Genomic DNA, 23,728 nt, shown 5'->3' on the forward strand with positions numbered 1-23,728 from the left:
CCGGGATCGAGTGGTTACGGAAGCGAAGAGATGCCACTCGATCCAGGATCGAGCGTGACCTTGGCACGGAGAACATCACCGACCGCACGACGTACGTTCATCGGCATAAGCGTGAGGCCGTGAACGGTCGCGAGCGGGTAGGAGGCGCGACCGGGCCACCCGCAGACCGTATGCGCTCTTGGAGACGGGGGAACAGGACCCCCGTGAAACGTTGGCCAGCAGTGAGAGCCTTGAGCACCGTGTGTGCATGGGGATTGAGTAGCGTTCCAGCTGGTGGCGGATGCTCGAAGGTCCGCCTCAACTTCTGACGGCTTGCTTGATGATCAAGCACGTGCGGGTGCTGTCGGTGCTGATCGGTGTACCGTCCGGAGTGGCAGCCTGCCGGGGATGGTCGGCAGGGGTTCTCGTGTGAACTGGGAGTGCCGCTGATGGCTCGTCGGCCGATACCTGTTGATCCCTCGATTGGTGATCGTATTCGTGCTCGCCGCGAGTTGCGTGGTTGGAGTGTGCGCTATGCGGCAAGTCGGGCGGGGATCTCCCACACCTCCTGGTCGCGGATCGAGCGTGGCCAGCAGCGCACCGACCGGTACATGGTGGTGGATCTGGCGGCGGCCCTTGAATGCTCGGTAGTGGACCTGACCGGGCAGGCGTACACGCCGACTGATCGGCAGCTCGACGCGGCGCGCATCGACGCCGAGCGGGTGTGGCGGATCATGATGGACACGCCGATGTCCAAGCGTTCCGATGCGGTGGCGACCGTCGAGCAGGTACGCCGAGAGGCGGCGCTCGTGCGTGGCCTGTACGGGCGGTGTGACTACGCGGGCGCGTTGCGGCGGCTTGTCGACCTGGTGCCGGCGATGCACGGCCTCACCGATCGACGAGCGGCGTTGACGGAGATGGTGCCGGTGTACGGCGTGGCGATGGGATCGTTGCTGAACGTCAGCTACCCGGCGCATGCGTGGCTGGCGGCGGAGCGGTGTGCCGAGGCGTCCGGGTTGCTTGATGATCCGGTGGCGGCCGGGGTCGCGGCGGCGAATCGGGCGCGGGTGTGGGCCTACTCGGGGGCGTACGGTCCGGCGCGGGCGCTGTGTGACGTCGCGTCAGCCGATCTTTCGGGCAGTGGAGCAGATGGCGCGTTGGACGTGTTGGGGTTCCTGCACCTGGCGCGGGCGCATCACCTCGCCGGGCTGCGGGATCAGGCGGGGGCGGAGGAGCACCTTGCCGAGGCGGGGCAGATCGCGGCGCACACCGGGGAGACCGACAGGTGGGACCTCGCCTGGGGGCCACGGAACGTGGCGCTGTGGCTGATGGCGTTCCTGCTCGACACGGGGCGTCCGGAGGCGGCGTTGCAGACGGCGTCGGGCGTGGAGCTGGCGGGCCTGCCAGCGGTGCGGCAGGTGTACTTCTGGCTCGACATGGGCCGTGCCGCCGAGGCGGTCGGCCGGGACCGAGATGCGGTGCGGATGCTGCTCGCTGCCGAACGGGTCGGATCGCAACACGCCCGATCGTCGGTGTCGGCGCGGGAGACGGCACGGTCGTTGCTGCGTAAGGGCGCGACCTCGCCGGAGTTGCGGGGGCTGTGCGAGCGGATGAGCCTCGCCGCGTAGCGGTGGTGCGTAAGCGTTCCAGCTAGCAAGTGTGCGTTCCGTAGCGTCCCGATTACAGCGCGGTCCGCATGTTCGTCCGTCTTCGATGTGCAGCGGTCGCGCCTCTGAACCGGCGCGGCGGTGGCCACATCTTCCCGAGTACCCACACCACCGTGCCCTGTCCGATGAGGGGTCGTACGTGGGCGGCGTGGAACACGAGCGAGGGCACAGCCGTGGCGAGCAGGCGGAAGCGGCGGAGCGGGAGGCCGCGAAGCAGCGCATCCTGGCGCAGGCTGAGGCGGAGCGGATACCGGTCGAGGAGACGACCCGGGCGGTGCCGGATCGGCGGTGGCGTCGTGCCCGGTGATCCCGTGCCGATCGGGCGGCGGGTGGCCTACCTGCGGGCGCGGCGGAATCTGTCGCAGCAGACGTTCGCCGACCGCCTGGGCAAGTCGAAGAGTTGGGTGGACAAGGTCGAACGTGGCGTGCGGTCGTTGGAGCGGCTGTCGGTCATCCGGGACATCGCCACCGTGCTGCGGGTGGATGCCGCGACTCTGCTCGGCCGTGACGCCGAGCCTGCTGATGCGGTCGAGCGTCATGAGGGTGTCGCCCGGATCAGGGCGGCGATGTCGACGTACGAGATGGCTCTCGGTCGACCGTCGGCGCGCGGCGAGGTGATGCCGTCGGAGCGGGTGGCGCGGGAGGTCGCGCACGCGTGGACCACCTACCAGCACGCCCGATACCCGCACCTGATCGACCTGCTGCCAGGGCTGTTGACCACGGTGCACCGGGCGTACGCCCAGGACTCGGAGGCGGGTCGGACGTTGGTGGTGGAGGCGTACCGTGTCACCACGGCGTTGTTGGTCAAGCTGGACGAGCATCAGCTTGCCTGGTTGGCCGCCGACCGGGCCATGTCCGCCGCCACCGGTGACCGACTGTTGTTGGCGTGCGCGTCGGTGCAGCTCGGTCAGGTGCTCCGGACGTCGGCGCGGGCGCGCTCGGTGATGCTGGCCGCCGCCTACCAGATCGCCCCACCCGACCCCGACACCGGCGAACCACCGGAGGTGTCGCTCTGCGGCAGTCTGCTCGTGCAGGCCGCCCTCATCGCCGCGACCTGCGGCAACGACCGCGCCACCGCTGACCTGCTGGACGAAGCCGCCGAGATGGCCGCCCGAGTCGGCGAGGGACACGACCACCACCGCACGGCGTTCGGCCCGACCGCCGTCGAACTGGCCCGGGTCACCGCCGCCGTCGCACTCGGCGACACCTCGGACGCCGTCGCGCGGCACGAGAAGGCGATCGGGCGTGACGAGTGGCGGTGGCTGCCCGTCGAGCATCGCGCCGCGCACCTCGTCGACGCCGCTCGCGCCTACCTGGACACCGACGACGCCACCAACGCTGCCCGAGTGCTGATCCAGGCCGACGCCACCGCGCCCGCCGAGATCCGGCACCGGCCGGCGGTACGAGAGATGGTCGCCCACGTCGCCCGCGACCAGGACGCGTCGACGACGATCACCCAACTCGCCATCAGCCTCGGGCTGGTCTGAACCGCTGCGGCCCAGCGACGAAGCCCGGTAGATCATTGTCAACGCCGCTTGGTACGTTCCCGCACGGATGCGTGAACAGGATGGCCGACTTCCCGCCGAGGTGTCAGCGTCCTGGGCGTTCATTACCGAGACAACGGCTCTCCTGCTCGCCCGAAAACCGCTGGCTTAGTTCTCCAGCCGCAGCTTCTCACAGAGCACCGGTGCCCACGTGTGGCGGATCTCCATCCTGCCCGTCAGTTTCGCGGGACTCCGCGAGTGCCTCAGGATGGCAGGGGCTCGGTGACCTCGCTCGGACGCACGACTCGTGGCCGACGCGAGATCATGGACAGTTTCCGTTTCGCGTTAACGGAAACTGTCCATGATCTCGGCGATACCGCATACCGAGCGCCAACATGACATGTCCATGGCGCCCGACACCCACCCAGGCGTCCCCGGCGCAGGAGCGTCCCGGGCAACGGTTCGACCGAGCCCCACGGGTCAGGTGGCCGGTTCGCGGACGTACTCGGCGATCCGGAGGCCGGGGACGACCTCGCGCTCGCCGATCAGGCGGAAGTCGAGACGCTCGTAGAGCCGGCGGGCCGGGAGGTTCGCCGCGCCCGTGGCGACCACGGTCCGCCGGTCGCCGGCCGAGGCGAGGAGCGTCCGCACCAGGGCGGTGCCGGTGCCGCGACGGTGGGCCGTCGGGTCCACCACGAGCCGGTCGATGTCCCGCTCGGTGGGGTTCTCCGACCAGGCCACCGCACCGACCAGCCGTCCGTCGTGGTGGGCGCCGAGCCAGCGCAGCGGCGCGGCGCGCAGCGCGTCGAGCGTCTCGTGCAGGGGTGGGATGCGGTCGTCGCCGATGAGCGACGCCTCCACCGCGTACGCCACGTGCTGGATCGACAGCAGCGTTCGGGCCAGTGTCTCGTCTGCGCCGGGGTCGATCTCGGTGATCCGCACCGCGCCATTCTGGTCCCCGGCGAGGCGCAGTGCAGCCACTTTCCGGGCCAGCCCTACATCTGTCGTTTGACGTATGACGTTTGCATCGTTAGATTTCGATGAGCGAGCGGTCCGGTCGTCCGGCGTCGACACGGCGTCCCGACCTGGTGGACCGCTCCCTCGTGGGCTCGTGTCGCCGGATCGGGCGCCGCCGTCCGGGCATCCCCACGACACACCGACGTGCTGACGCCACCACCCGACGCCGGCACCCCCAGCCGGGCGCTCGCGGGCGGTCCCGCCCGCGAGCGACCCCGACCGAAGGAGTGGACCATGACAGTCATCGGCGAGGCCCGTCCCGCCTCCCCGCCGAGACGCGGTCGACGATCCGGACTGGCCGCCGCGCTCGCCGTGGTCATGACGGCCGGCACGGTCGTGGCGGTGAACGCCGCGCCCGCGTCCGCCGCGACGGTCGACACCACCGCGTGGTACGTGCTGGTGAACCGGACCAGCGGCAAGGCGCTGGACCTGTACGCCTCGGCCACCAACGACGGCGCGCGGATCAGTCAGTGGACGCGGAACAACGGCGCGAACCAGCAGTGGCAGTTCGTCGACTCCGGCGGCGGCTTCTATCGGCTCAAGTCCCGGCACTCCGGCAAGGTCCTCGACGTGCAGAACCAGTCCACCGCCGACGGTGCCCCGATCGTCGCCTGGTCGGACAACAACGGGGCCAACCAGCAGTTCCGGTTGGCCGACTCGGACGGCGGTCACGTCCGGCTGGTCAGCCGGCACAGCGGCAAGGTCGTCGAGGTCCAGGGCGCGTCGACCGCCGACGGGGCGAACATCGTCCAGTACGCCGACTGGAACGGCGGCAACCAGCAGTGGCAGCTCGCCCGCGTCGACGGGAGCAACCCCACCCCGCCGCCGACGGGCGGCAGCGGATGCGGCCGTACGCCCACGCTGACCAGCGGCACCCACACGATCCAGAGCGGCGGCAAGAGCCGGTCGTTCATCCTGCGCGTACCCGCCAACTACCAGCCGAACAACCCGTACCGGCTGATCTTCGCTTTCCACTGGCGGGGCGGCACCATGCAGGAGATCTCCAACGGCGGCACCAGCGGGACCGCCTGGTCGTACTACGGCCAGCAGGAGCAGTCCAACAACAGCGCGATCCTGGTCGCGCCGCAGGGGCTCGGTAACGGCTGGGGCAACGCCGGTGGCGAGGACGTCACGTTCGTGGACGACATGATCCGGCGGATCGAGGCCGACCTCTGCGTCAACCCGAGGCAGCGCTTCGCCACCGGCTTCAGTTGGGGCGGCGGCATGAGCTACGCCCTGGCCTGCGCGCGGGCCGACGTGTTCCGGGCCGTCGCGGTGATCGCCGGTGCCCAGATCAGCGGCTGCTCCGGCGGCACCCAGCCGATCGCGTACTTCGGGCTGCACGGCATCACGGACAACGTGCTCAACATCGGTCAGGGGCGCGCGCTGCGCGACACGTTCGTCCGCAACAACGGGTGCGCGGCGCAGAATCCGCCCGAGCCCGGTGGCGGCAGCCGCACCCACATCACCACCCTGTACTCCGGCTGCCGGTCGGGTTACCCGGTGCAGTGGGCGGCCTTCGACAACGGGCACATGCCCGGCCCGGTGGACGGGACGTACGGCGAGAGCGGCATCACGACCTGGACCAAGGGTGAGATCTGGCGGTTCTTCGCGCAGTTCTCCTGACCTCGACAGGACAGCGGGATCACCACGGCAGCCGTCACCGGTCGACGACCGGTGACGGCTGCCGGCGGCGAATGGAGGGGCGGTGTCAGCGTTGCAGTCGGGTCGGCTTGCCGGAGCCCTTGCGGCGGACCAGCCACGCCTCGGTGATGTGGGTGAACATCGCGTCGGCGGCACCGGCCGGGTCGCGGGCGGCGATCCGCTCGTAGATGCGGCGGTGTCCCCGGTTGGACGCCACGCAGAGCGAGCGCTGGGTGCGACCCATGTACCGGGCGGTGTTGGCGACCTGGCTCTCCAGCGAGCGGACCACCCCACGGGCGATCCGGTTGCCGGACGCCTGCATCACCGTGTCGTGGAAGGCCCGGTCGTGCTCGTGGTAGGCGACCGTGTCGTCGACGAGTTCGTCCATCCGGTCGACCAGGGCCCGCAGGCGCTCGATGGTCTCGGCGTCGGCCTGCCGGGCGGCGACGTGCGCCATGTCCGATTCGAGCAGCCGTCTGGTGACCACCAGGTCGTCGAGAATGGCGAGGCTGTCGTCCTCGGCGATGGTGGCGGCGAGGACGAGTTCGTCGAGCATGTCCCAGTTCGAGGGCTCGGTGACCGTGGTGCCGGCGCCCTGGCGTACCTGCACCAGGCCCTTCTCCTGGAGGACCTTCACCGCCTCCCGGACCACGGTCCGGCTCACCGAGAAGGTCTCGCAGAGCACGGGCTCGGGGGGCAGGGGAGACCCGGACGGGTGCATCCCGCGCACGATCCGCTGCACCAGCTCGGCGGTGACGGCGCGCGCCAGGTTCTGCGGCCGGCGGGTCCAGGCCGGGGCGGCCGTGGCATCCACGGTCGTCTCCTGCGATGGCGTCATGTCCCCTCCGATTTGCTTGCCGTGGCACGACGTCCGGTGGTCAGTGTACGTCCGACCGTTGACGTCAGACGTCATACGAGTTACGTTTTCGCACATTGTTGGCCTGCGGTGGAGCCGTCGGCCATTGCCGTTCAGAGGTGAACAACGATGAAACAGCGCACAATATGGTCCGCCGTCCTCGTTGTGGGACTGGTAGCGATGGCCGGCTGTGGAAGCGCCACCGGATCGGGCGGGTCCGCCGGTGGCGCCGAGGGCAAGCTGGTGGTGTGGGACTGGAAGTCCGGTGAGGCGTCCGCCGCGCCGTACCTCGACAAGGCCAAGGCGGACTTCGCCAAGAAACACCCGGACGTGACGGTCGAGTTCGTCGCGCAGCCGTTCGACCAGTACTACACGCTGCTGGGCGCGGCGATCCAGACCGGCAAGGGCCCGGACGTCATGCTCTTCAACGGCGGCGGTCAGATCCGGGACCGGGTCGACGCGCTGGTGCCGCTGGACGAGTACCTCGCCGAGGACCGGGAGCGCCTGGCCGGCTGGGACGCCTTCACCAAGGACGGCCGCACCTACGCCGGCCCGGTGACGTTGCAGGGCCACCCCATCTACTACAACAAGGCGGTGTACGAGAAGGCCGGGCTCGACCCCGCCGCCCCGGCGACGACCTGGACCGAGTTCCTCAGCGACTGCGCCGCCATCGCCAAGGCCGGCGCCAAGTGCTTCGCGCTGGGCAACAAGGAGGGCGCGGGCATCCAGTTCTGGCTCTCCGCACTGGGCTCCGCCACGCTCACCGCGCAGGAGTACGACGACTGGATCGCCGGCAAGCGCGACTGGAACTCACCCCACGTCAAGCGGGTCTTCCAGCTCTGGCAGGAGGCCGGCGACGCCGGGCTGAACACCGACGGCGCCAACTCGACCGCGATGTTCAACGACGGGTTCGCCCTCTTCCAGTCCGGTAAGGCCGCCCACGTCATCGGGCTGATGTCGGACGTCGGGCACTGGAAGGACTTCAACGAGTTCCTGACGCCGGAGAAGCTCGGCGTGATGAACGCCCCGGTGGTCACCGAGGGCACCACCCCGAGCCTGCCCTTCGATGGTGGGATCGGCTACGGCGTGGCCAAGTGGACCAAGGACCCGAAGGTCGCCGCCGACCTGGTCCGCTCGCTCACCTCGACCGAGGCGCTCAACGCCTTCTACGCGGACGCGGGCGCGATCGCCGCCGACACCACGATCGACGTGTCGCAGGGTGGTCCGGCGGTGGCCGGCATCGTGGCCGAGACCGCGGACGGCAAGCCGGCCCTGCACGTGGCGCTCTCCTCCAAGACCCTGGACCTGATGGGCCGACTGTCCCAGCAACTGCTCAGCGGCTCGGCCGGCGTCGACGAGGTGGTGCGGCAACTGGCCGCCTCCGACCAGGCGGGCTGAGTTCGTGCCGATCGGGAACGCACAGTCGTCGGTCCGTCCGGCTCCGGCCGGACGGACCGACGCGGCGACCGACCGTCGCCGGACCGGTGCGACGCGGGCCGCCGGCCGCCTGCGCTCCGAGCGCCTCGCACCGTACGTCCTGGTCGCCCCCGCTGTGCTGATCATCGTGGTGCTGCGGCTGTATCCGCTGCTGCTCGGCGTCAACTTCTCGTTCACCGGGGACGGTGCCCGCGACGGCACGGCGGTGGGCGTCGACAACTACCGGGAACTGCTGGCCGACCCGCTGTTCCGGACCGCGCTGGGCAACGTCGGGTGGCTGGTGCTGCTGCTGCCGGTGGCGGTGGCGATCCCCGGCCTGCTGGCGACCTTCATCTACCTCCGGGTCCCCGGGCACCGGCTCTACCGCAGCGTCTACTTCTTTCCGGCCGTGCTCTCTCCGGTCATCGTCGGCGCGATCTTCAACCTGCTGCTCGCGGTGGACGGCCCGCTCAACTCCCTGCTCGGCCCGGCCGGTGTCGGCCCGATCGACTGGCTCGGCGACCCGGACATCGCGATGTTCGTGGTGGTCGGCGTGCACGTCTGGGCCACCTTCGGGATGTCCCTGGTGGTCTTCCTCGCCGGCTTCGCGACCCTCGACGCCGCCCTGCTGGACGCCGCCCGGGTGGACGGGGCCTCACTGGCCCAGGTCATCCGGCACGTGATCGTCCCGGGGCTGTCCCGGACCATCCAGTTCGTCTTCGTCACCACGATGATCGGCATGTTGACCTCGATGTTCGGCCTGCTGTTCGTGATGACCAGCGGCGGCCCGGAGGGGTCCACCTACCTCCCGGAGTACTACATCTGGATCCAGCAGGGCCAGATGAACCGTCCCGCCCTCGCCTCGGCCGCCTCGACGGTCCTCTTCGTGATCATGCTCGTGGTGGGGCTGGTGCAGATCAAACTGCTCAGCCGGGCCGGAAGGGAGAACTGATGTCACGCCTGCGGCCGGGGCGGTGGCTGATCGCCGTCCCGATGCTGGTGCTCGCCCTGGCGACGATCTACCCCCTGCTCTTCACCGCGAACGTCGCGATGAAGACCCGGCGCGACTACATCCTCGACCGCTTCGCCCTGACCGACAAGCTGCGCTGGGACAACATCGAGACGGCGTGGAGCAGCGTCGGCATGAGCCGATACTTCGTCAACTCGGTGATCGTGGTGTCGTCGTCGGTGCTCCTTCTGTTGCTGCTCGGCTCGATGGCCGGCTTCGCCCTCAGCCAGGTGCGCTTCCGCGGGTCGCGGGCGCTCTTCCTCGGCTGCCTCGCGGGTCTCTTCGTACCGTTCCAGGTGATCATGGTGCCGCTGGCCCGGATCATGGCCGACACGGCGCTCATCGACACGTACCCCGGGTTGATCCTCGTCTACGTCGCCCAGTTCCTGCCCTTCACCGTCTTCCTGATGACCAGCTACTACCGGTCGATCCCGCCGGAGATCGTCGACGCGGCCCGGATCGACGGCAACAGTCTCTACGGCGTGTACCGCCGGATCATGCTGCCGCTGGGCACCCCGGCGCTGCTCTCCGTCGGCATCCTCAACGCCCTGTTCTGCTGGAACGACGTCCTGATGTCGCTGGTCATGATGCCCTCGGCCGACCAGCGCACCCTGATGGTGGGCGTCACCTCGCTGCGCGGGCAGTACTCCGACGACATCCCGACCTTCGCCTCCGGCGTGCTGATCGCCGCGCTCCCCGTCCTGCTGGTCTACCTCTTCCTCCAGCGCCAGATCGCCGACGGCGTCGCCGCCGGCTCCACGAAGGGCTGACATGCGGATCACCGGATATCGGACGCTCAGCACGGTGCAGGAATGGGGACGCCCCGTCGGTGACGCCAACGGCGTCTTCGCCGACGGGGTGGTGCCGGTGTCGATCGTCATCGTCGACACCGACGAGGGGATCTCCGGAGTCGGCCTCGGCCCGCACGTGGAGATCGAACGGATCTTCGCGGCCCTCGACGGCGAGGACCCGCGCGCCGTCACGACGCTCTACGACCGGATGCTGCGCCACAGCTTCAAGGCCGGACACGGGGGCTCCGTCTTCGGCACCATCGGCGCGCTCGACACCGCCCTCTGGGACATCAAGGCGCAGGCCGCCGGCCAGCCGCTCTGGCGACTGCTGGGCGGACGCGACCGGCGGGTGCCCGCGTACGCCTCCGGCCTGGACATCGGCCTGACCGACGACGAGCTGGTCGACACCTATCGCGCGTACGCCGCGCACGGGCTGCGTGCCGCCAAGCTCAAGGGAGGTCTGGACATCGCCCGCGACCGGCATCGCCTGGGCCTGGTCGAGGAGGTGCTGACCGAGGCCGGGCACGGACGCCGCCCCGGTCTGATGCTCGACGTCAACGAGGCGTGGACCCGCAAGCAGGCCGTCCGCCACGTCGGCGAACTCGAACGCACCCTCGATCTCATCTGGATCGAGGAGCCCGTCCGCCGCTGGGACGCCGAGGGCCTGGCCACGGTCGGGCGGGGCGTGCGCGCCTCCGTCGCCACCGGCGAGAACCTGACCGGGCTGGAGCAGTACCGCCCGCTGATCGCCGCCGGGGCGGTCGACATCGTCCAGACCGCCGCCGTCTGGGGAGTCACCCACTTCCTGCGCACGTCGGCCCTGGCGCACGCCCACGACCTGCCGGTCAGCCCGATCGGCAACAGTCCGGTCGGGCTGCTGCACGCGGCGACGTCGGTGCCCAACCACCTGACCAGCGAGTTGCAGGACCTGCGTCCACCGGCCGGCGTCACGCTCGACCTGCACGTGGAGGACGGTGCCTTCGTCCTCGGCGACGCGCCGGGCCTCGGCGTCCGCGTCGACGAGCGAACGATCCGCGCCGCCGTCCGCCCTCCGGCGGCCCGCAGCACCGAGGGGCCCGACGTCCGGCCCGGGTCGGCGGGACGGCGGCTGCTGCCGGAGTACGGCGCTTCGGCACCGGCCCGGACGGCGTACCTGCCGACCGGCGCGACGGTCGGCGGCGTGAACGGCCACGGCGGGCGGGCCGGCGCACCGCTGGCCGAGTCCGACGGCCACTGAACCGACCGGGTCCGCGCACGGCGATCGGGACCGGCTTCCGTGGTGCGGAGGCCGGTCCCGACCGCTGTCATCGGCGGGTCAGCGTCGCGGTCGTCAGGCCGCGCCGAAACGCCACTGCTGGTTGGTGCCGCCGTGGCAGGTCCACTGCACCAGCCGGGCGCCGTCGGTGGTGGCCGCGCCGTTGACGTCCAGGCAGAGGCCGCTCAGCACGCTCCGGACCGTGTAGACACCACTGGTGCCGGTCGCCGTGACGGTGAACTTCTGCTGGTTGCCGGTGCCGCAGGTGGCCTGCTGGAGGAAGGCACCCGCGCTGGTGGACGAGCCGACGATCTCCGCGCACTTGCCGCTGTGCACCGCCTTGAGGGTGACGGCACCGCTGCCGGCGTCGACCGCCTGCCACTTCTGGTTGTTCCCACCGCTGGCGGCCCACTGGTGGATCTGGGCGCCGTCGGCGGTGGAGACCCCGTTGACGTCCATCACCTTGCCGCTGTGCTGCGCGGTGAGGGTCCAGGTCCGCCCGGCCACCCCACCGGTGCCACCGACACCGACCCCCGCACCGCCGAAGGTGTGCGAGTCGAGGTCGAACCAGTTGTTACCGCTGCCCTTGAAGACCAGGTACAGGGTGTGCGTACCGGCCAGGGCCGTGACGTTCACCGGTGGTGTCGACTGGTAGTTGTCCCAGCCGCCGGTGGCCGGCACCGGCGTGGTGGCCAGCAGCGTGCCGGTGGGGGAGCCGGCCCGCAGCTCGATCGTGCCGCCGCCGGACGGTGACGACAGCCGGTAGCTGACCGTGCTGATGCCGGAGAGGCTCATCGGGGTGAAGGCCACCCAGTCGTTGTTGGAGATGTCACCGATCCGCTTGCCGCTCTCCGCACCGGCCTGGTCGACCACCCGGGTGCCGGACTGGCTGCTGTAGTACTCGGCCTGCTTGTGCTTGGGCTGGAGGATCACCTGGGCGTGCCCGGTCAGCGGTGCGGCCCCGCCCGCCCCGCCGTTGTCGGTGTAGCGCGCGTTGAGCACATAGAACAGGTTCGCGCCGTCCGGATGCCCGCCGAGCAGGTCGGTGGGGATGGTGCCGGAGCAGCCGGGCAGGTCGGTGGTCTCGTGCGCGTGGTCGTCGTGCCCGAGCGCCGGGTTGAGGATCACCTTGGAGCAGTCGATCGCCGCCCCACCCGGGTCGGAGACGCTGATCTGGTAGGAGACCCGGTCACCGAAGGTGAGCATGCCGCCGTGCGCCGGGGTGGTGATGGTGACCACCGGAGCGGTGTTGCCGACGGTGATCGCCACGTTGGCGAAGCCGGTCTTGCCGGTGCTGTCGGTGACCTTGAGCTGGGCGGTGTAGTTGCCGTTGGCGGTGTAGACGTGCGACGGGTTGGCCGCCGTCGACGTGGTGCCGTCACCGAAGGTCCACTGGTAGCTGATCGTGTCACCGGGGTCCGGGTCCGCCGACCCGGCGCTGGAGAACTGCACGGTCAGCGGGGCGTTGCCGCTGGTGGGCGTGCCGGTGGCCTTGGCGATCGGGGACCGTCCACCCTGGACGTAGTCGATCCGGTAGAGACCCGAGTCGCTGTTGCCGCCGCCGAAGTTGGTGCCCCACTCCAGCAGGTAGAGCGATCCGTCCGGGCCGAACTCCATGTCCATCGGCTTGTTGAACCGGGTGGTGGGCAGGAACGCGTTGGTCCGGGTGACCGCCGTCGCCGAGTCGAAGTGCACCTCCTTGAGGTAGCTGCGCGACCACTCGTAGAAGAAGTGGACCCCGTCGTAGTACGGCGGGAACTTCGTCTGCGACGGGTTCGCCGCGTTGTAGCGGTAGACCGGGCCGCCCATCGGCCCCGAGCCGCCGGAGCCCAGCTCCGGGAAGGTGGTCGAGGTGCCGTAGCCGTACCACATGTTCGGCGCGACCACCGGGCGCAGGCTGGTCAAACCGGTGTTGTTGGGGGAGTTGTTGACCGGGGAGGAGCAGTTGAACTTGGCCCCGACCGCACCGGTGTCCGGGTTGTACGGCGCGTACGGCTGGTTGTCGCCGTGGCAGAAGGGCCAGCCGTAGTTGCCCGGTGCCTTGATCACGTTCAGCTCGACGAGACCCTCGGGGCCACGGTTGGTGGTCGGCGGGTTCCGGTCGGGTCCGTAGTCGGCCAGGTAGACCCAGCCGTTGGCCGGGTCGATGGAGAAGCGGAACGGGTTGCGGAAGCCCATCGCGTAGACCTCGGGCCGGGTCTGCGCGGTGCCCTGCGGATAGAGGTTGCCCGACGGGATGGTGTGGCCGCCGCTCGCCGAGGGCCGGATGCGCAGCAGCTTGCCCCGCAGGTCGTTGGTGTTGCCGGCGGTGCGGGCCGCGTCGAGCATGTGCTTGCCCGAGCGCCAGTCCAGCGGCGCGTAGCCCTGCCAGTTGGGGTCGAGGTTGGGCGCGACGTCGTCACCGGTGCCGATGTAGAGGTTGCCGTCCGGCCCGAAGTCCATGTACCCGCCGGTGTGGCCGGGCTCCGGGTACGTCCGGTCGCGGTACGCCGGGATGTCGATGACGGTGACCCCGCTGGACATGTTCAACGTGTCACCGCTCAGCGTGTAGCGGGAGACCCGGTTGATGTCCGTGGAGCTGCTGGCGGGCGAGTGGTACAGGTAGACGTACCCGTTGGTGGCGAAGTTCGGGTCCAGGGCCAGCCCGGTGAGGCCGTCCTCACCGCCGGTGTAGACGCTGAGCGTGCCGGCGGTGACGGTGCTGCTCGTACTCGGCTTGAAGATCTTGATCTGGCCGCCGCGTTGGACGTAGATCACCCGACCGTCGGGGGTCACGGCCAGGGCCATCGGGTCGACGGTGTTGGTGTCCAGCGAGCGCTTCTCGAAGTTGCCCCAGACCGTGCCGCCGCAGTCGCCGGGCTCGTTGCCGGCGGCCCACTTCACCCCGCCGAGCACATGGTTGCGGAAGTGGGTCTCGCTGTAGGACTCGATGGCGTGGCCCATCGCGGTGGCCCAGACCCGACCGCCGCCGACGGCACGGCACCAGGAGATCGGGTGGTCCGGACCCATCGCCCGGGAACCGGGGTTGTACGTCCGTTCGTCGGCCGTGACCAGCACGTGCACGTCACCGCGCGGGTTCTTGTCGAAGTTGTACCACTCCTCGCTGCGGTTCCAGCGGTCCGGCAGGGTGGCCGTGGAGGGGTGCTTCTTGTCGGCCACGATGGCGGTGCCGGGCAGGACGCCGGGGGAGTGTTCCGGCATGTGCGCGCCGCCGTTGACGGTCTGGTCCCACCACGGGTACTCACCCTCGATGCCCATGTCCGTGGCGTTGTGGACCGCGACGATCCCCTTGCCGGAGGCGAGGAAACCCTCCACCGCCTGACGCTGGGCGGCCGAGGTCCAGACCATGCCGGAGGTCTGGAACATCACGAGGACGTCGAAGGTGGCGAGGTTGGCCGGGGTGAAGACGGCCGAGTCCTCGCTGTGCACCACCTCGAAGTTGTTGGCCGCCGCCTGCTGCTGGAACATCGTGACGCCGGCCGGGATGGAGTCGTGCCGGTAACCGGCGGTCTTGGTGAACACCAGGGCCCGGAAGGCGGGAGCCGCCGCCGCCGGGTTCACGACCGCGAAGGTCAGTAACAGACCCGCGATCACTCCGATGATGGATGTCGTGCGACGCATGGCGTCTCCTCGTGGGACGGGCGGGGGGATACGGGTGGCGCGCCAACGCTTCCGGTGGTGACTCACCGTCATGTCGGACTGAGGTGCCGTCGGGTGGGGGTGGGAAGCCGGAGCGCACCATGCATCGATGTCGTCGGATGTTAACGACGCCATGGATGGTGTCTCCGTGCCGGTGCTGGCTCTCGCGCAGGTGTGTTTTTCCCGGTCCGCGCCGGTGGGACGGTGCCCGAAAGTCCCTGGCGGACGGGGGATTGCGAACTCATACCCGAACATCTATCTTCATACGTGTGATGTTTCGGTTGTGTCAAGCGAAAGTTTGCGCACGACAACACGAAGTGCCGCACCTGGATGACAAAACAGTATGACCGTCCACGCTGGAGGATCTTCGGCGGCGGACGGCACCCGATCTTGGCTACTATCCGTGAGGATCTTCGACGATGTCAGACCGGCGTCCGGTGCCCCTGCTCGCGTTGCGGGGCATCAGCAAGTCCTTCCTCGGCGTCCGCGTCCTCGACGGGGTGGGTCTCGACGTCGCCGCGGGTGAGGTGCACGCCGTCGTCGGCGAGAACGGTGCCGGCAAGTCCACCCTCATGAAGATCGTCTCCGGCGGGTACGCCCCCGACGAGGGCACCGTCGAACTCGACGGCGAGCCGCGCGCCTTCGGCGGCCCCCGCGACGCCCAGCGGGCCGGAATCGGCATCATCCACCAGGAGTTCAACCTGCTGCCGGAACGCACCGTCGCGGAGAACGTGTTCCTGGGCCACGAGCCGACGCGCCGTGGCCTGGTCGACCGTCGTCGGATGCGCGAACGCACCCGGCAGCTCCTGGCCTCGGTCGGGGAGACCGCCCTACCGGCCGACGCGCCGGTCGGGCGGCTCAGCGTCGCGCAACAGCAGGTCGTGGAGATCGCCAAGGCACTCGCCCTGGACGCCCGGCTGATCATCATGGACGAGCCCACCGCCGCGCTGGCCGACCACGAGGTGACCCTGCTCTACGCCCTGGTGCGCCGGCTCCAGGAACAGGGCATCGGCATCCTCTATGTCTCGCACCGGCTCGCCGAGGTCTTCGACCTCTCCGACCGGATCACCGTCCTCAAGGACGGCCGCCGGGTGACCACCACGGACACCGCCGACACAGGCGCCGACGACCTCGTCCGGCACATGGTCGGCCGCGAGCTGTCGCACTACTACCCGCCGCGCGCCGCCCCGGCCGACGTCGGCGCGGTCCGGCTCACTGTGCGGCGCGGCGGGAACCGCAGACTGCGCGACATCGACCTCGACCTGCGCGCGGGCGAGGTGCTCGGCGTCGGCGGGCTCCAGGGCTCCGGCCGCTCCGCCCTGGCCCGAGCCCTGTTCGGGGCCGCCCCGTTCACCACCGGCGAGGTCGGCCTCGACGGCCGACCGGTCCGGTTGCGCTCCCCGCGTGCGGCGATGCGGGCCGGGATCGCCTACGTCACCGAGGACCGCAAGGGCGAGGGCACGATCGGCCGCCAGTCGGTGCTCGACAACGCGTTGCTGGCCGGCCGCGCCGCCTTCCCGATCCGCTCCGGCCGGGCCGCGCGCACCGCCCGGATCCGGGAACTGCTCGCCGCCGTCGAGGTCCGCGCCGCCGGTGACCACCAGGAGATCCGCTTCCTCTCCGGCGGCAACCAGCAGAAGGTCGTACTGGCACGGTGGCTCGCCCTGCACCCCCGGGTCCTGCTCTTCGACGAACCCACCCGAGGCATCGACGTGGGCGCGAAGTCGGCGATCCACGACCTGGTCCGCCGCCTCGCCGCAGAGGGCGCCGCCGTGCTGATGATCTCGTCCGACCTGCCCGAACTGCTCGGCATGAGCGACCGGATCGTGGTCATGCGCGACGGCCGGATCGTGGGCGAACTGCCCGCCGGCAGCCGCGAGGAGGACGTGGTCGGGCTCGCCCTCGGCACGGTACGGGAGACCGCCGCGTGACCACCCGCGCGCTGCTGCCCGCCCGACGCCCGGTGCCCGGGGTGTTCGTGGCCCTGGCCCTCACCCTCACCATCGGCTGGCTCGTCGTCCTGCTCGACGGCGGTCAACTCGTCAACCAGTCCACGACGGTGAGCCTGCTGCACGTCGCCGCCGGACTGGGCTTCGTCGCCGTCGGGCAGACCCTGGTCATCCTCGGTGGCTCGCTGGACCTCTCCGTCGCGTACGTGGTCAGCCTGAGCACGCTGGTCGCCGCCGAGGCGATGGCCGGTCGGGACAGCGCGATGCTGCCCGCGATCGGCCTGACGCTGCTGGTCTGCGCCGGGATCGGGCTGCTCAACGGCCTGCTCGTCACCGCCGGGCGGATCAACGCGTTCATCGCGACGCTCGGCGTCGGGCTGCTGCTCAAGGGATACCTCGACAACGGGTACGCCGGCCCGGCCGGCAGCACCTCACCGACCCTCGTGCAGACCCTCGGCTACCAGCGCGTCGGGCCGGTGCCGGTGGCCTTCCTGCTGCTGCTCCTGGTGGCCGGGGCGGCCTGGTTCGCGCTCGCCCGGACCAGGTTCGGCCACCATCTGCTCGCCGTCGGCGGTGACGAGGAGGTCGCCCGGCTCTCCGGGGTACGCACCGACCGGGTGCGGGTCACCGCGCACGTGCTCTGCTCGCTCTGCGCCGGAATCGCCGGCATCTATCTCGCCAGCCGGCTCGGCTCGGGTGCGCCCCGGGTCGGCTCGGAGGGCCTCTACGACCTGGAGTCGATCGCCGCCGTGGTGATCGGCGGCACCGCGCTGGCCGGCGGCCGGGGCGGCGTGATCGGCACGGTCGGCGGCGTGCTGCTGCTCGCCACCATCGACGCCGTCTTCAACCAGCTCGCCGTCGACGCGTTCGCCAAGCAGGTGGTCCGGGGCGTGATCATCATCGCGGCGGTGGCCGTCTACGCCCGCCGGACCATGCGGAAGGCGGCCGGGTGAGCACGCAGACCCTCCGGCGTCGGCTCCAGCCGGCGCAGTGGACCCGGCCCGGTGGCCTGGCACCGATCCTCGCGATCCTGGTGGTGCTGCTGGTCCTGATCACCGTCCGCCAGCCCGACTTCCTCAGCCCGCCGTCGCTGTTGTCGTTCCTCGGCCGCTCGGCGCCGATCATCCTGCTCGCCGCCGGTCAGTACTTCGTGATCGTCTGCGGCGAGTTCGACCTCTCCGTCGGCGCCCTGGTCACCGCGCAGGTGGTGGTGGCCGCCCGGCTGATCGACAGCGACCCGACGCGGACCTGGCCGGTGGTGCTGGTGCTGCTCGCCGGCGGCGCACTCGTCGGACTGGTCAACGGCCTGGTCACCACCCGGCTCGGGGTGCCCTCGTTCGTCACCACCCTCGGCATGTTCCTGATCCTCGTCGGCGCGGTCTACCTCTGGTCCGACGGGGCGCCGAAGGGCGGGCTCACCGAGGAGTTCCGGCAGTACGGCCGGCGCGCCTTCGAGGACGTGCCGCTGCTCGGCCGCGTCCCGTACGCGCTGGTGATCCTTGTGGTCGTCGCCACGGTGGCGGTGCTGCTGACCCGCGCCGACTTCGGGCGGATCCTGGTCGCCGTCGGCGACAACCCGCGCACCGCCGGGCTCAGCGGGGTACGCGTGTGGCGTACCCGCACCGCCGCCTTCGTCCTCAGCGGCCTCGCGGCGGCGGTCGCGGCGATCCTGATCGGCGGCTACAGCGGGGTCTCCTTCCAGTCCGGTGCCGGCCTGGAGTTCGGTGCCATCACCGCCGTCGTCCTCGGCGGTGTGGCGCTGGGCGGCGGCCGGGGCTCGGTCGTCGGCGCGATGCTCGGCGCCACCACCCTCGAACTGCTCTTCGCGCTCATGAACTTCTACGGCATCTCGGGCGCGCTCCGACCGGCGGTCCAGGGCGCCATCATCCTGGTCGCCGTGGCGGTCGCGGCCCGACGTTCCACGTCCAGATAAAGGGGATCCCGATGAAACGCTCTCTGGCCGCGCTCGGCGTGGTGACACTGCTCGCCCTCGCCGGCTGCGCCACCGACCAGCCGGTCGCGAACCCGTCCGGTGCCTCGTCCGCGCCCGCCGGGGCCGGCACCGGCGAACAGTCCTCCTTCTTCGAGCAGGCCGCGTACGACGCCGAGCTGGCCCTGTTGCAGGCCACGCCGACCGGCCCGGCGGACAAACCGTGGGAGCAGGCGCTCGACCCGGCGATGGTGGACACCGCCTCCTACAAGAAGGCCGGACCGCACCGCATCTGCTTCTCCAACGCGGCGCTGAACAACCCCTGGCGTCAGGTCGGCTACAAGACCATGCAGGCCGAGGTGGCCGCACAGGGGGACCGGATCGCCGAGTTCGTGCACGTGGAGGCCGAAGGTAAGGACCAGAAGCAGATCGCCGACATCAACGACCTGCTCGGCCGCGACTGCGACGCCCTGATCGTCTCGCCGAACACCACCGCCACCCTCACCCCGGCGGTGGAGGCCGCCTGCCGCACCGGCCTGCCGGTGATCGTCTTCGACCGTGGTGTCGACACGGACTGCCCGGTGACGTTCATCAACCCCATCGGCGGGTACGGCTTCGGTCACGTGGGCGCCGAGTTCGTCAGCCAGCGGATGAAGCCCGGCGGCAAGCTGCTCGCGCTGCGCATCCTGCCCGGCGTCGACGTGCTGGAGACGCGCTGGGCGGCGGCGAAGGTCGCGTTCGACAAGGCGGGCGTCGACGTCGTCGGCGTCGAGTTCACCGACGGCGACCCGGCCAAGACCAAGAAGATCGTCGACGACTACCTCCAGCGGTACGGCACCATCGACGGCGTCTGGATGGACGCCGGGGCGGTCGCCGTCGCGGCGGTGGAGGCGTTCCAGGACGCCGGCAAGCCGGTGCCGCCGATCAACGGCGAGGACCAGCTCGACTTCCTCAAGGTGTGGAAGGAGGCCGGGCTCACCGCCATCGCGCCGACCTACCCGACCTACCAGTGGCGCACGCCGATCATCGCCGCCCTGCGGATCCTCGACGGTGAGCAGGTCTCCAAGCCGTGGAAGCTGCCGCAGCCGACCATCACGCAGGAGAACCTGGACAGCTACCTCGACCCGGACATGCCGCCGCTGCACTACGCGATGTGCGGCTGCACCGACCTGCCCGGGTACCCCCAGCGCTGGAAGTAGGCCCCGGTGTACGAGATCGGCGTCAACCCCTGGGTGTGGACCTCACCGGTCGACGACGCGGCCCTGGCCGAGCTGGTGCCCCGGATCGCCGGCTTCGGTTTCGACACGGTCGAGCTGCCGATCGAGCAGCCCGGGGACTGGGACCCGGTCCGGACCCGGGACCTGCTCGCGGCACACGGGCTGAGCGCCGCCGGCGTCTGCGCGGTCACCCCGCCCGGCCGGGACCTCGTCGACGCCACACCGGCGGTGGTGGCGGCCACCGTGGCGTACCTCAAGGGCTGTGTGGACAGCGCGGCGGCCGTCGGCGCGCCGAGCGTCGGCGGTCCGGTCTACGCCTCGGTGGGCCGGACCTGGCGGATGACGGCGGCCGAACGCGTCGCCTGCTACGCGGACTTCCGCCGGGCCCTGGCCCCGGTCGCCGAGTACGCCGGTACGCGGGGCGTCTCCATCGGAGTGGAGGCGCTCAACCGGTACGAGACGAGCGTGGTCAACACGATCGACCAGGCGATGGACCTGATCGACGGTCTGCCGTCGAACGTCGGCCTGATGATCGACACGTACCACATGAACATCGAGGAGGCCGACCCGTACGCCGCGCTCGCCGTCGCCGGCCCGTACATCAAGCACGTCCAGGTCAGTGGCACCAACCGGGGCGCTCCCGGCAGCGACCACCTGGACTGGCCGCGCCTGTTCGCGGTGCTGGCCGGCACCGGCTACCGGGGTGCGGTCTGCATCGAGTCGTTCACCGCCGAGAACGAGACGATCGCCACCGCCGCGTCCATCTGGCGGCCCCTCGCCCCGTCGCCGGACCGGCTCGCCCTCGACGGCCTGGCCTACCTGCGCGGGCTCCTGGGCTGAGCCGGCCACCACCCCCGCACGGCCACCACCCGCACGATCACCACCACCCGTCCCAGCTGAAGGAGACCTCCCGTGTCCGGACCGCCTCGTCCCTCCACACCCCGCCGGGTGCTGGCCGCGGTGACCACGGTGGCGCTGACCAGCGTGCTCACCGCCACCGTCGTGGCCACCTCCGCCGCCCCGGCCCTCGCCGCCACCACCACCCTCTACGCCTCGCCGACGGGCAGCGGCAGCACGTGTAGCGCCGCCGCGCCGTGTTCGTTGACCGGCGCGCAGACCGCTGTCCGTGCCCTGAACAGCGCGATGTCCGGCGACATCGTGGTGCAACTGGCCGACGGGACCTACCGGCTCACCGCGCCGCTGCGCTTCACCGCCGCCGACTCCGGCACCAACGGATACCGCGTGCTGTGGCAGGCCGCCCCGTCGGCCCGCCCGGTGATCAGCGGCGCCCGCGCGGTCACCGGCTGGTCCCTCGTGGACGCCGGACGCAACATCTGGCGGGCCAACGTCGGCGCCGGACTGGACAGCCGGCAGCTCTACGTCGACGGTGCCGTCGCCACCCGGGCGCGTACCCAGGTCAACCGGGCCGACTTCACCGCCGACAGCACCGGGATGCGGTTCACCAGCAGCGCGCTGGGCTACCTCAACAACCTGGCCAATCAGAGCCGCATCCAGATGGAGAGCGTCAACTCGTTCACCGACCGGTACGTGTCGGTGCAGAGCATCAGCGGCAACCAGATCCGGATGCAGCAACCCGGCTGGAGCAACAACAACTTCGGGTACGACACCTTCACCAGCCCGCACCGGGCCGGGCCGTTGTACCTGAGCAACGCCTACGAGTTCCTGGACACGCCGGGGGAGTGGTATCTGGACCCGGGTAGCGGGGCCCTCTCCTACATCCCGCTGGCCGGGCAGAACATGAGCACCGCCCGGGTGGAGCTGCCGACGGTGCAGTCCCTGATCCAGATCGGCGGCGCGTACGCGGCCCCGGCCCACCACATCACGTTCAGCGGGGTCACCGTGACCGGCACGAGCTGGCTCGGCGCCAGCAGCGCCCAGGGCTACGTCGACCAGCAGACCGGCGCGTACATCGCCGGCAACTGGAGCTGGCCCGCCTTCACCTCCTGCCACAACGGCTGCCCGCAGTTCGAGGCCACCCGCCCGAACTGGCAGCAGATGCCGGCCGCCGTGCAGATCTCGGCCGCCAACAACGTCACCTTCACCGACTCCTCGTTCGTCAACCTCGGTCAGACCGCCATCGGGATCGGCAACGACGCCAACGCCCACGGCAGCGGCGTCGGCCTCGGGGCCAGCACCATCACCATCACCCGGTCCGAGATCGCCCGCAACGTCGCCGGTGGCATCGTCGTCGGTGGCGTACGCGCCGACGCCCACCACCCCAGCGACCAGCGCATGGTCAACCGGGACATCACCATCAGCAACAACCGGCTGCACGACCTGGGCATCGAGTACCGGGGCATCGTCTCGGTGCTGACCACCTACGTCACCAACTCCACCGTCTCGTACAACGAGGTCTACAACATGCCGTACACCGGCATGTCCGTCGGGTACGGCTGGGGCTCCAACGACGCCGGGGGCAGCAACCACTACGCCGACCGGGGGCTGTACAACTACCAGCCGCGCTACAGCACCGCCACCACCGCGTCCAACAACCGGGTCATCGGCAACTACGTGCACGACGTCATGCAGCAGATGAACGACGGCGGCTGCATCTACACCCTGTCGGCGAATCCGGGCGGACTGATCGCCGACAACTACTGCCTGCGGACCAACGGCCACTTCGGGCTCTATTTCGACGAGGGCTCCCGCTACTTCACCGCCCGCAACAACGTCTTCTCGTCGACCGGCACCTGGGCCACCGCCAACTACTGGTACGCCGAGAACATGGGCAACTTCACCGTCACCAACAACTGGTCGACCAACGGCAGCAGCAACGTCACCAACGGCGATCGCGGCAACGTGGTCAACGGCAACGTGACGGTGAGCAACAACAACTGGCCCGCCGGGGCGCAGGCGGTGATGGCGGCGGCCGGTCCGCAGAGCGGCGGCGGCCAGCAGAACGTCCTACTCGTCGGCGGGCAGTCCGGTCGCTGCCTGGAGATCGGCGGATCGAGCACCACCAACGGCACGCAGGCCCAGCTCTGGGACTGTCACGGCGGCACCAACCAGCGCTTCACGTACACCGCCGGCCGGCAACTCGTGGTGTACGGCACCAAGTGCCTCGACGCGTCCGGCCAGGGCACCGCGAACGGCACCCTGGCGATCATCTGGGACTGCAACGGGCAGGTCAACCAGCAGTGGACGGTCAACCCGAACGGCACCATCACCGGCGCCCAGTCCGGGCTCTGTCTCGACGCCAGCGGGAACGGCACCGCGAACGGCACGAAGGTGCACCTCTGGGCCTGCCACGGCGGCACGAACCAGCAGTGGAACCTGCGTAGCTGAAGACGTCGGGGGGGGGCGGGGCGGCCCCCCCCCCCGCCCCCCCCCCCCGGGGGGGTGGGGGGGGGGGGCGGGGCCCCGCCCCCCCCCCCCCCGACCCCGGCCGAGGCCGGGCGGCACGTGCCGCCCGGCTCACGGTCACTGCTTCTTGGTCTCCCAGAAGATGGTCGAGATCTCCTCGATCCGGGCCAGGAGCTGCTCGGCCACGGCCGGGTCCGCGGACCCCTTCGCGCCGCCGGCCCCGGCCAGCTTGGTCGCCTCGTTGAAGAGCCGGTGCAGATGCGGGTACGCCTCGAAGTGCGGAGCCTTGAAATAGTCGGTCCACAGCACCCACAGGTGGTGCTTGACCAACTCGGCCCGCTGCTCCTTGATGATCAGCGAGCGGGTCCGGAACTCCGGGTCGTCGCTCGCCTGGTACTTCTCGCAGATCGCCTTGATCGACTCTGCCTCGATGCGGGCCTGGGCCGGGTCGTAGACCCCGCACGGCAGGTCGCAGTGGGCGCTCGCCACCGTGCGTGGCGTGAACAGACGTGACAGTCGCATGGCTTGCCCTTCTCGGTTTCCTTCCCTCG

18 protein-coding genes are annotated in these 23,728 nt (G+C 70.4%); 14 read left to right on the forward strand and 4 right to left on the reverse strand.

Annotation, left to right across the window (positions count from 1 at the left end; all coding sequences use genetic code 11):
• Nucleotides 1-461 precede the first annotated feature (461 nt).
• The 3 genes from ACFYTT_RS03045 (at nucleotide 462) to ACFYTT_RS03055 (ending at nucleotide 3,133) form a co-directional block, all read left to right on the forward strand.
• Nucleotides 462-1,607 (forward strand): helix-turn-helix domain-containing protein, encoded by a 1,146-nt coding sequence (locus ACFYTT_RS03045; protein ID WP_387257957.1) that lies wholly within the window; start codon nucleotides 462-464, stop codon nucleotides 1,605-1,607.
• A gap of 187 nt (nucleotides 1,608-1,794) precedes the next feature.
• Nucleotides 1,795-1,953: a hypothetical protein gene (locus ACFYTT_RS03050; protein ID WP_254876825.1), complete on the forward strand. Its 159-nt coding sequence runs from the start codon at nucleotides 1,795-1,797 to the stop codon at nucleotides 1,951-1,953.
• Nucleotides 1,943-3,133, forward strand: a complete 1,191-nt coding sequence (locus ACFYTT_RS03055) for a helix-turn-helix domain-containing protein (RefSeq protein WP_387257403.1) — start codon at nucleotides 1,943-1,945, stop codon at nucleotides 3,131-3,133. The genes ACFYTT_RS03050 and ACFYTT_RS03055 overlap by 11 nt, the downstream gene beginning before the upstream one ends.
• Nucleotides 3,134-3,610: 477 nt before the next feature.
• On the opposite strand, the gene ACFYTT_RS03060 is transcribed toward ACFYTT_RS03055, so the two are convergent.
• Complete coding sequence (locus ACFYTT_RS03060) at nucleotides 3,611-4,072, reverse strand: GNAT family N-acetyltransferase (protein ID WP_387257405.1); 462 nt, start codon at nucleotides 4,070-4,072, stop codon at nucleotides 3,611-3,613.
• A gap of 309 nt (nucleotides 4,073-4,381) precedes the next feature.
• Here ACFYTT_RS03060 and ACFYTT_RS03065 point away from each other — a divergent pair, with 309 nt between their 5' ends.
• Complete coding sequence (locus tag ACFYTT_RS03065) at nucleotides 4,382-5,773, forward strand: RICIN domain-containing protein (RefSeq protein WP_387257406.1); 1,392 nt, start codon at nucleotides 4,382-4,384, stop codon at nucleotides 5,771-5,773.
• 85 nt (nucleotides 5,774-5,858) lie between these two features.
• Here ACFYTT_RS03065 and ACFYTT_RS03070 read toward each other — a convergent pair whose 3' ends face one another.
• The gene (locus ACFYTT_RS03070) at nucleotides 5,859-6,629 is read right to left on the reverse strand and encodes a FadR/GntR family transcriptional regulator (protein WP_131052414.1); all 771 of its coding nucleotides are present in this window, start codon (nucleotides 6,627-6,629) and stop codon (nucleotides 5,859-5,861) included.
• 147 nt (nucleotides 6,630-6,776) lie between these two features.
• Between ACFYTT_RS03070 and ACFYTT_RS03075 the strand changes: the two genes are divergently transcribed.
• Genes ACFYTT_RS03075 through ACFYTT_RS03090 form a run of 4 tightly spaced genes read left to right on the forward strand, consistent with a single transcriptional unit; the run spans nucleotide 6,777 to nucleotide 11,100 of the window.
• Nucleotides 6,777-8,045: an ABC transporter substrate-binding protein gene (locus tag ACFYTT_RS03075; protein ID WP_387257408.1), complete on the forward strand. Its 1,269-nt coding sequence runs from the start codon at nucleotides 6,777-6,779 to the stop codon at nucleotides 8,043-8,045.
• Between the two features lie 4 nt (nucleotides 8,046-8,049).
• Nucleotides 8,050-9,015: a carbohydrate ABC transporter permease gene (locus ACFYTT_RS03080; RefSeq protein ID WP_387257409.1), complete on the forward strand. Its 966-nt coding sequence runs from the start codon at nucleotides 8,050-8,052 to the stop codon at nucleotides 9,013-9,015.
• Nucleotides 9,015-9,842 carry a carbohydrate ABC transporter permease gene (locus tag ACFYTT_RS03085; protein WP_387257411.1) on the forward strand — a complete coding sequence of 276 codons (828 nt, stop codon included), beginning with the start codon at nucleotides 9,015-9,017 and terminating at the stop codon, nucleotides 9,840-9,842. The genes ACFYTT_RS03080 and ACFYTT_RS03085 overlap by 1 nt, the downstream gene beginning before the upstream one ends.
• A gap of 1 nt (nucleotide 9,843) precedes the next feature.
• A complete protein-coding gene (locus ACFYTT_RS03090; protein ID WP_387257412.1) occupies nucleotides 9,844-11,100 on the forward strand; it encodes a mandelate racemase/muconate lactonizing enzyme family protein in 1,257 nt (418 codons plus the stop codon).
• A 93-nt stretch (nucleotides 11,101-11,193) separates the two neighbouring features.
• On the opposite strand, the gene ACFYTT_RS03095 is transcribed toward ACFYTT_RS03090, so the two are convergent.
• On the reverse strand, nucleotides 11,194-14,739 hold the full coding sequence (locus ACFYTT_RS03095) for a ThuA domain-containing protein (protein WP_387257413.1): 3,546 nt from the start codon (nucleotides 14,737-14,739) through the stop codon (nucleotides 11,194-11,196).
• Nucleotides 14,740-15,176: 437 nt separating this feature from the next.
• On the opposite strand from ACFYTT_RS03095, the gene ACFYTT_RS03100 reads away from it, so the two are divergent.
• The 6 genes from ACFYTT_RS03100 (at nucleotide 15,177) to ACFYTT_RS03125 (ending at nucleotide 23,159) form a co-directional block, all read left to right on the forward strand.
• Nucleotides 15,177-16,688 (forward strand): sugar ABC transporter ATP-binding protein, encoded by a 1,512-nt coding sequence (locus ACFYTT_RS03100; protein ID WP_176093739.1) that lies wholly within the window; start codon nucleotides 15,177-15,179, stop codon nucleotides 16,686-16,688.
• Nucleotides 16,685-17,659 carry an ABC transporter permease gene (locus ACFYTT_RS03105; RefSeq protein WP_387257414.1) on the forward strand — a complete coding sequence of 325 codons (975 nt, stop codon included), beginning with the start codon at nucleotides 16,685-16,687 and terminating at the stop codon, nucleotides 17,657-17,659. Before ACFYTT_RS03100 ends, ACFYTT_RS03105 begins: the two co-directional genes overlap by 4 nt.
• A complete protein-coding gene (locus ACFYTT_RS03110; RefSeq protein ID WP_387257416.1) occupies nucleotides 17,656-18,639 on the forward strand; it encodes an ABC transporter permease in 984 nt (327 codons plus the stop codon). Before ACFYTT_RS03105 ends, ACFYTT_RS03110 begins: the two co-directional genes overlap by 4 nt.
• An 11-nt stretch (nucleotides 18,640-18,650) precedes the next feature.
• Nucleotides 18,651-19,835: a substrate-binding domain-containing protein gene (locus ACFYTT_RS03115; RefSeq protein ID WP_387257418.1), complete on the forward strand. Its 1,185-nt coding sequence runs from the start codon at nucleotides 18,651-18,653 to the stop codon at nucleotides 19,833-19,835.
• Between the two features lie 6 nt (nucleotides 19,836-19,841).
• A complete protein-coding gene (locus ACFYTT_RS03120; protein WP_387257420.1) occupies nucleotides 19,842-20,693 on the forward strand; it encodes a sugar phosphate isomerase/epimerase family protein in 852 nt (283 codons plus the stop codon).
• 72 nt (nucleotides 20,694-20,765) lie between these two features.
• Entirely contained in the window at nucleotides 20,766-23,159 is a 2,394-nt protein-coding gene (locus ACFYTT_RS03125; protein ID WP_387257422.1) for an RICIN domain-containing protein, read from the forward strand.
• A gap of 135 nt (nucleotides 23,160-23,294) precedes the next feature.
• On the opposite strand, the gene sodN is transcribed toward ACFYTT_RS03125, so the two are convergent.
• A complete protein-coding gene (gene sodN / locus ACFYTT_RS03130; RefSeq protein ID WP_131054169.1) occupies nucleotides 23,295-23,699 on the reverse strand; it encodes a superoxide dismutase, Ni in 405 nt (134 codons plus the stop codon).
• Between the last annotated feature and the right edge of the window lie 29 nt (nucleotides 23,700-23,728).

It is taken from the genome of Micromonospora sp. NPDC003816 (assembly GCF_042874705.1).
Lineage (GTDB): Bacteria > Actinomycetota > Actinomycetes > Mycobacteriales > Micromonosporaceae > Micromonospora.

Excerpts from the sequence above, each read along its gene's own strand:
- ACFYTT_RS03095 (WP_387257413.1), bottom strand. The coding sequence starts at position 14,739 with ATGCGTCGCACGACATCCATCATCGGAGTGATCGCGGGTCTGTTACTG.
- ACFYTT_RS03085 (WP_387257411.1), top strand. The coding sequence starts at position 9,015 with ATGTCACGCCTGCGGCCGGGGCGGTGGCTGATCGCCGTCCCGATGCTG.
- ACFYTT_RS03075 (WP_387257408.1), top strand. The coding sequence starts at position 6,777 with ATGAAACAGCGCACAATATGGTCCGCCGTCCTCGTTGTGGGACTGGTA.
- ACFYTT_RS03115 (WP_387257418.1), top strand. The coding sequence starts at position 18,651 with ATGAAACGCTCTCTGGCCGCGCTCGGCGTGGTGACACTGCTCGCCCTC.
- ACFYTT_RS03090 (WP_387257412.1), top strand. The coding sequence starts at position 9,844 with ATGCGGATCACCGGATATCGGACGCTCAGCACGGTGCAGGAATGGGGA.
- ACFYTT_RS03065 (WP_387257406.1), top strand. The coding sequence starts at position 4,382 with ATGACAGTCATCGGCGAGGCCCGTCCCGCCTCCCCGCCGAGACGCGGT.
- ACFYTT_RS03070 (WP_131052414.1), bottom strand. The coding sequence starts at position 6,629 with ATGACGCCATCGCAGGAGACGACCGTGGATGCCACGGCCGCCCCGGCC.
- ACFYTT_RS03100 (WP_176093739.1), top strand. The coding sequence starts at position 15,177 with ATGTCAGACCGGCGTCCGGTGCCCCTGCTCGCGTTGCGGGGCATCAGC.
- sodN (WP_131054169.1), bottom strand. The coding sequence starts at position 23,699 with ATGCGACTGTCACGTCTGTTCACGCCACGCACGGTGGCGAGCGCCCAC.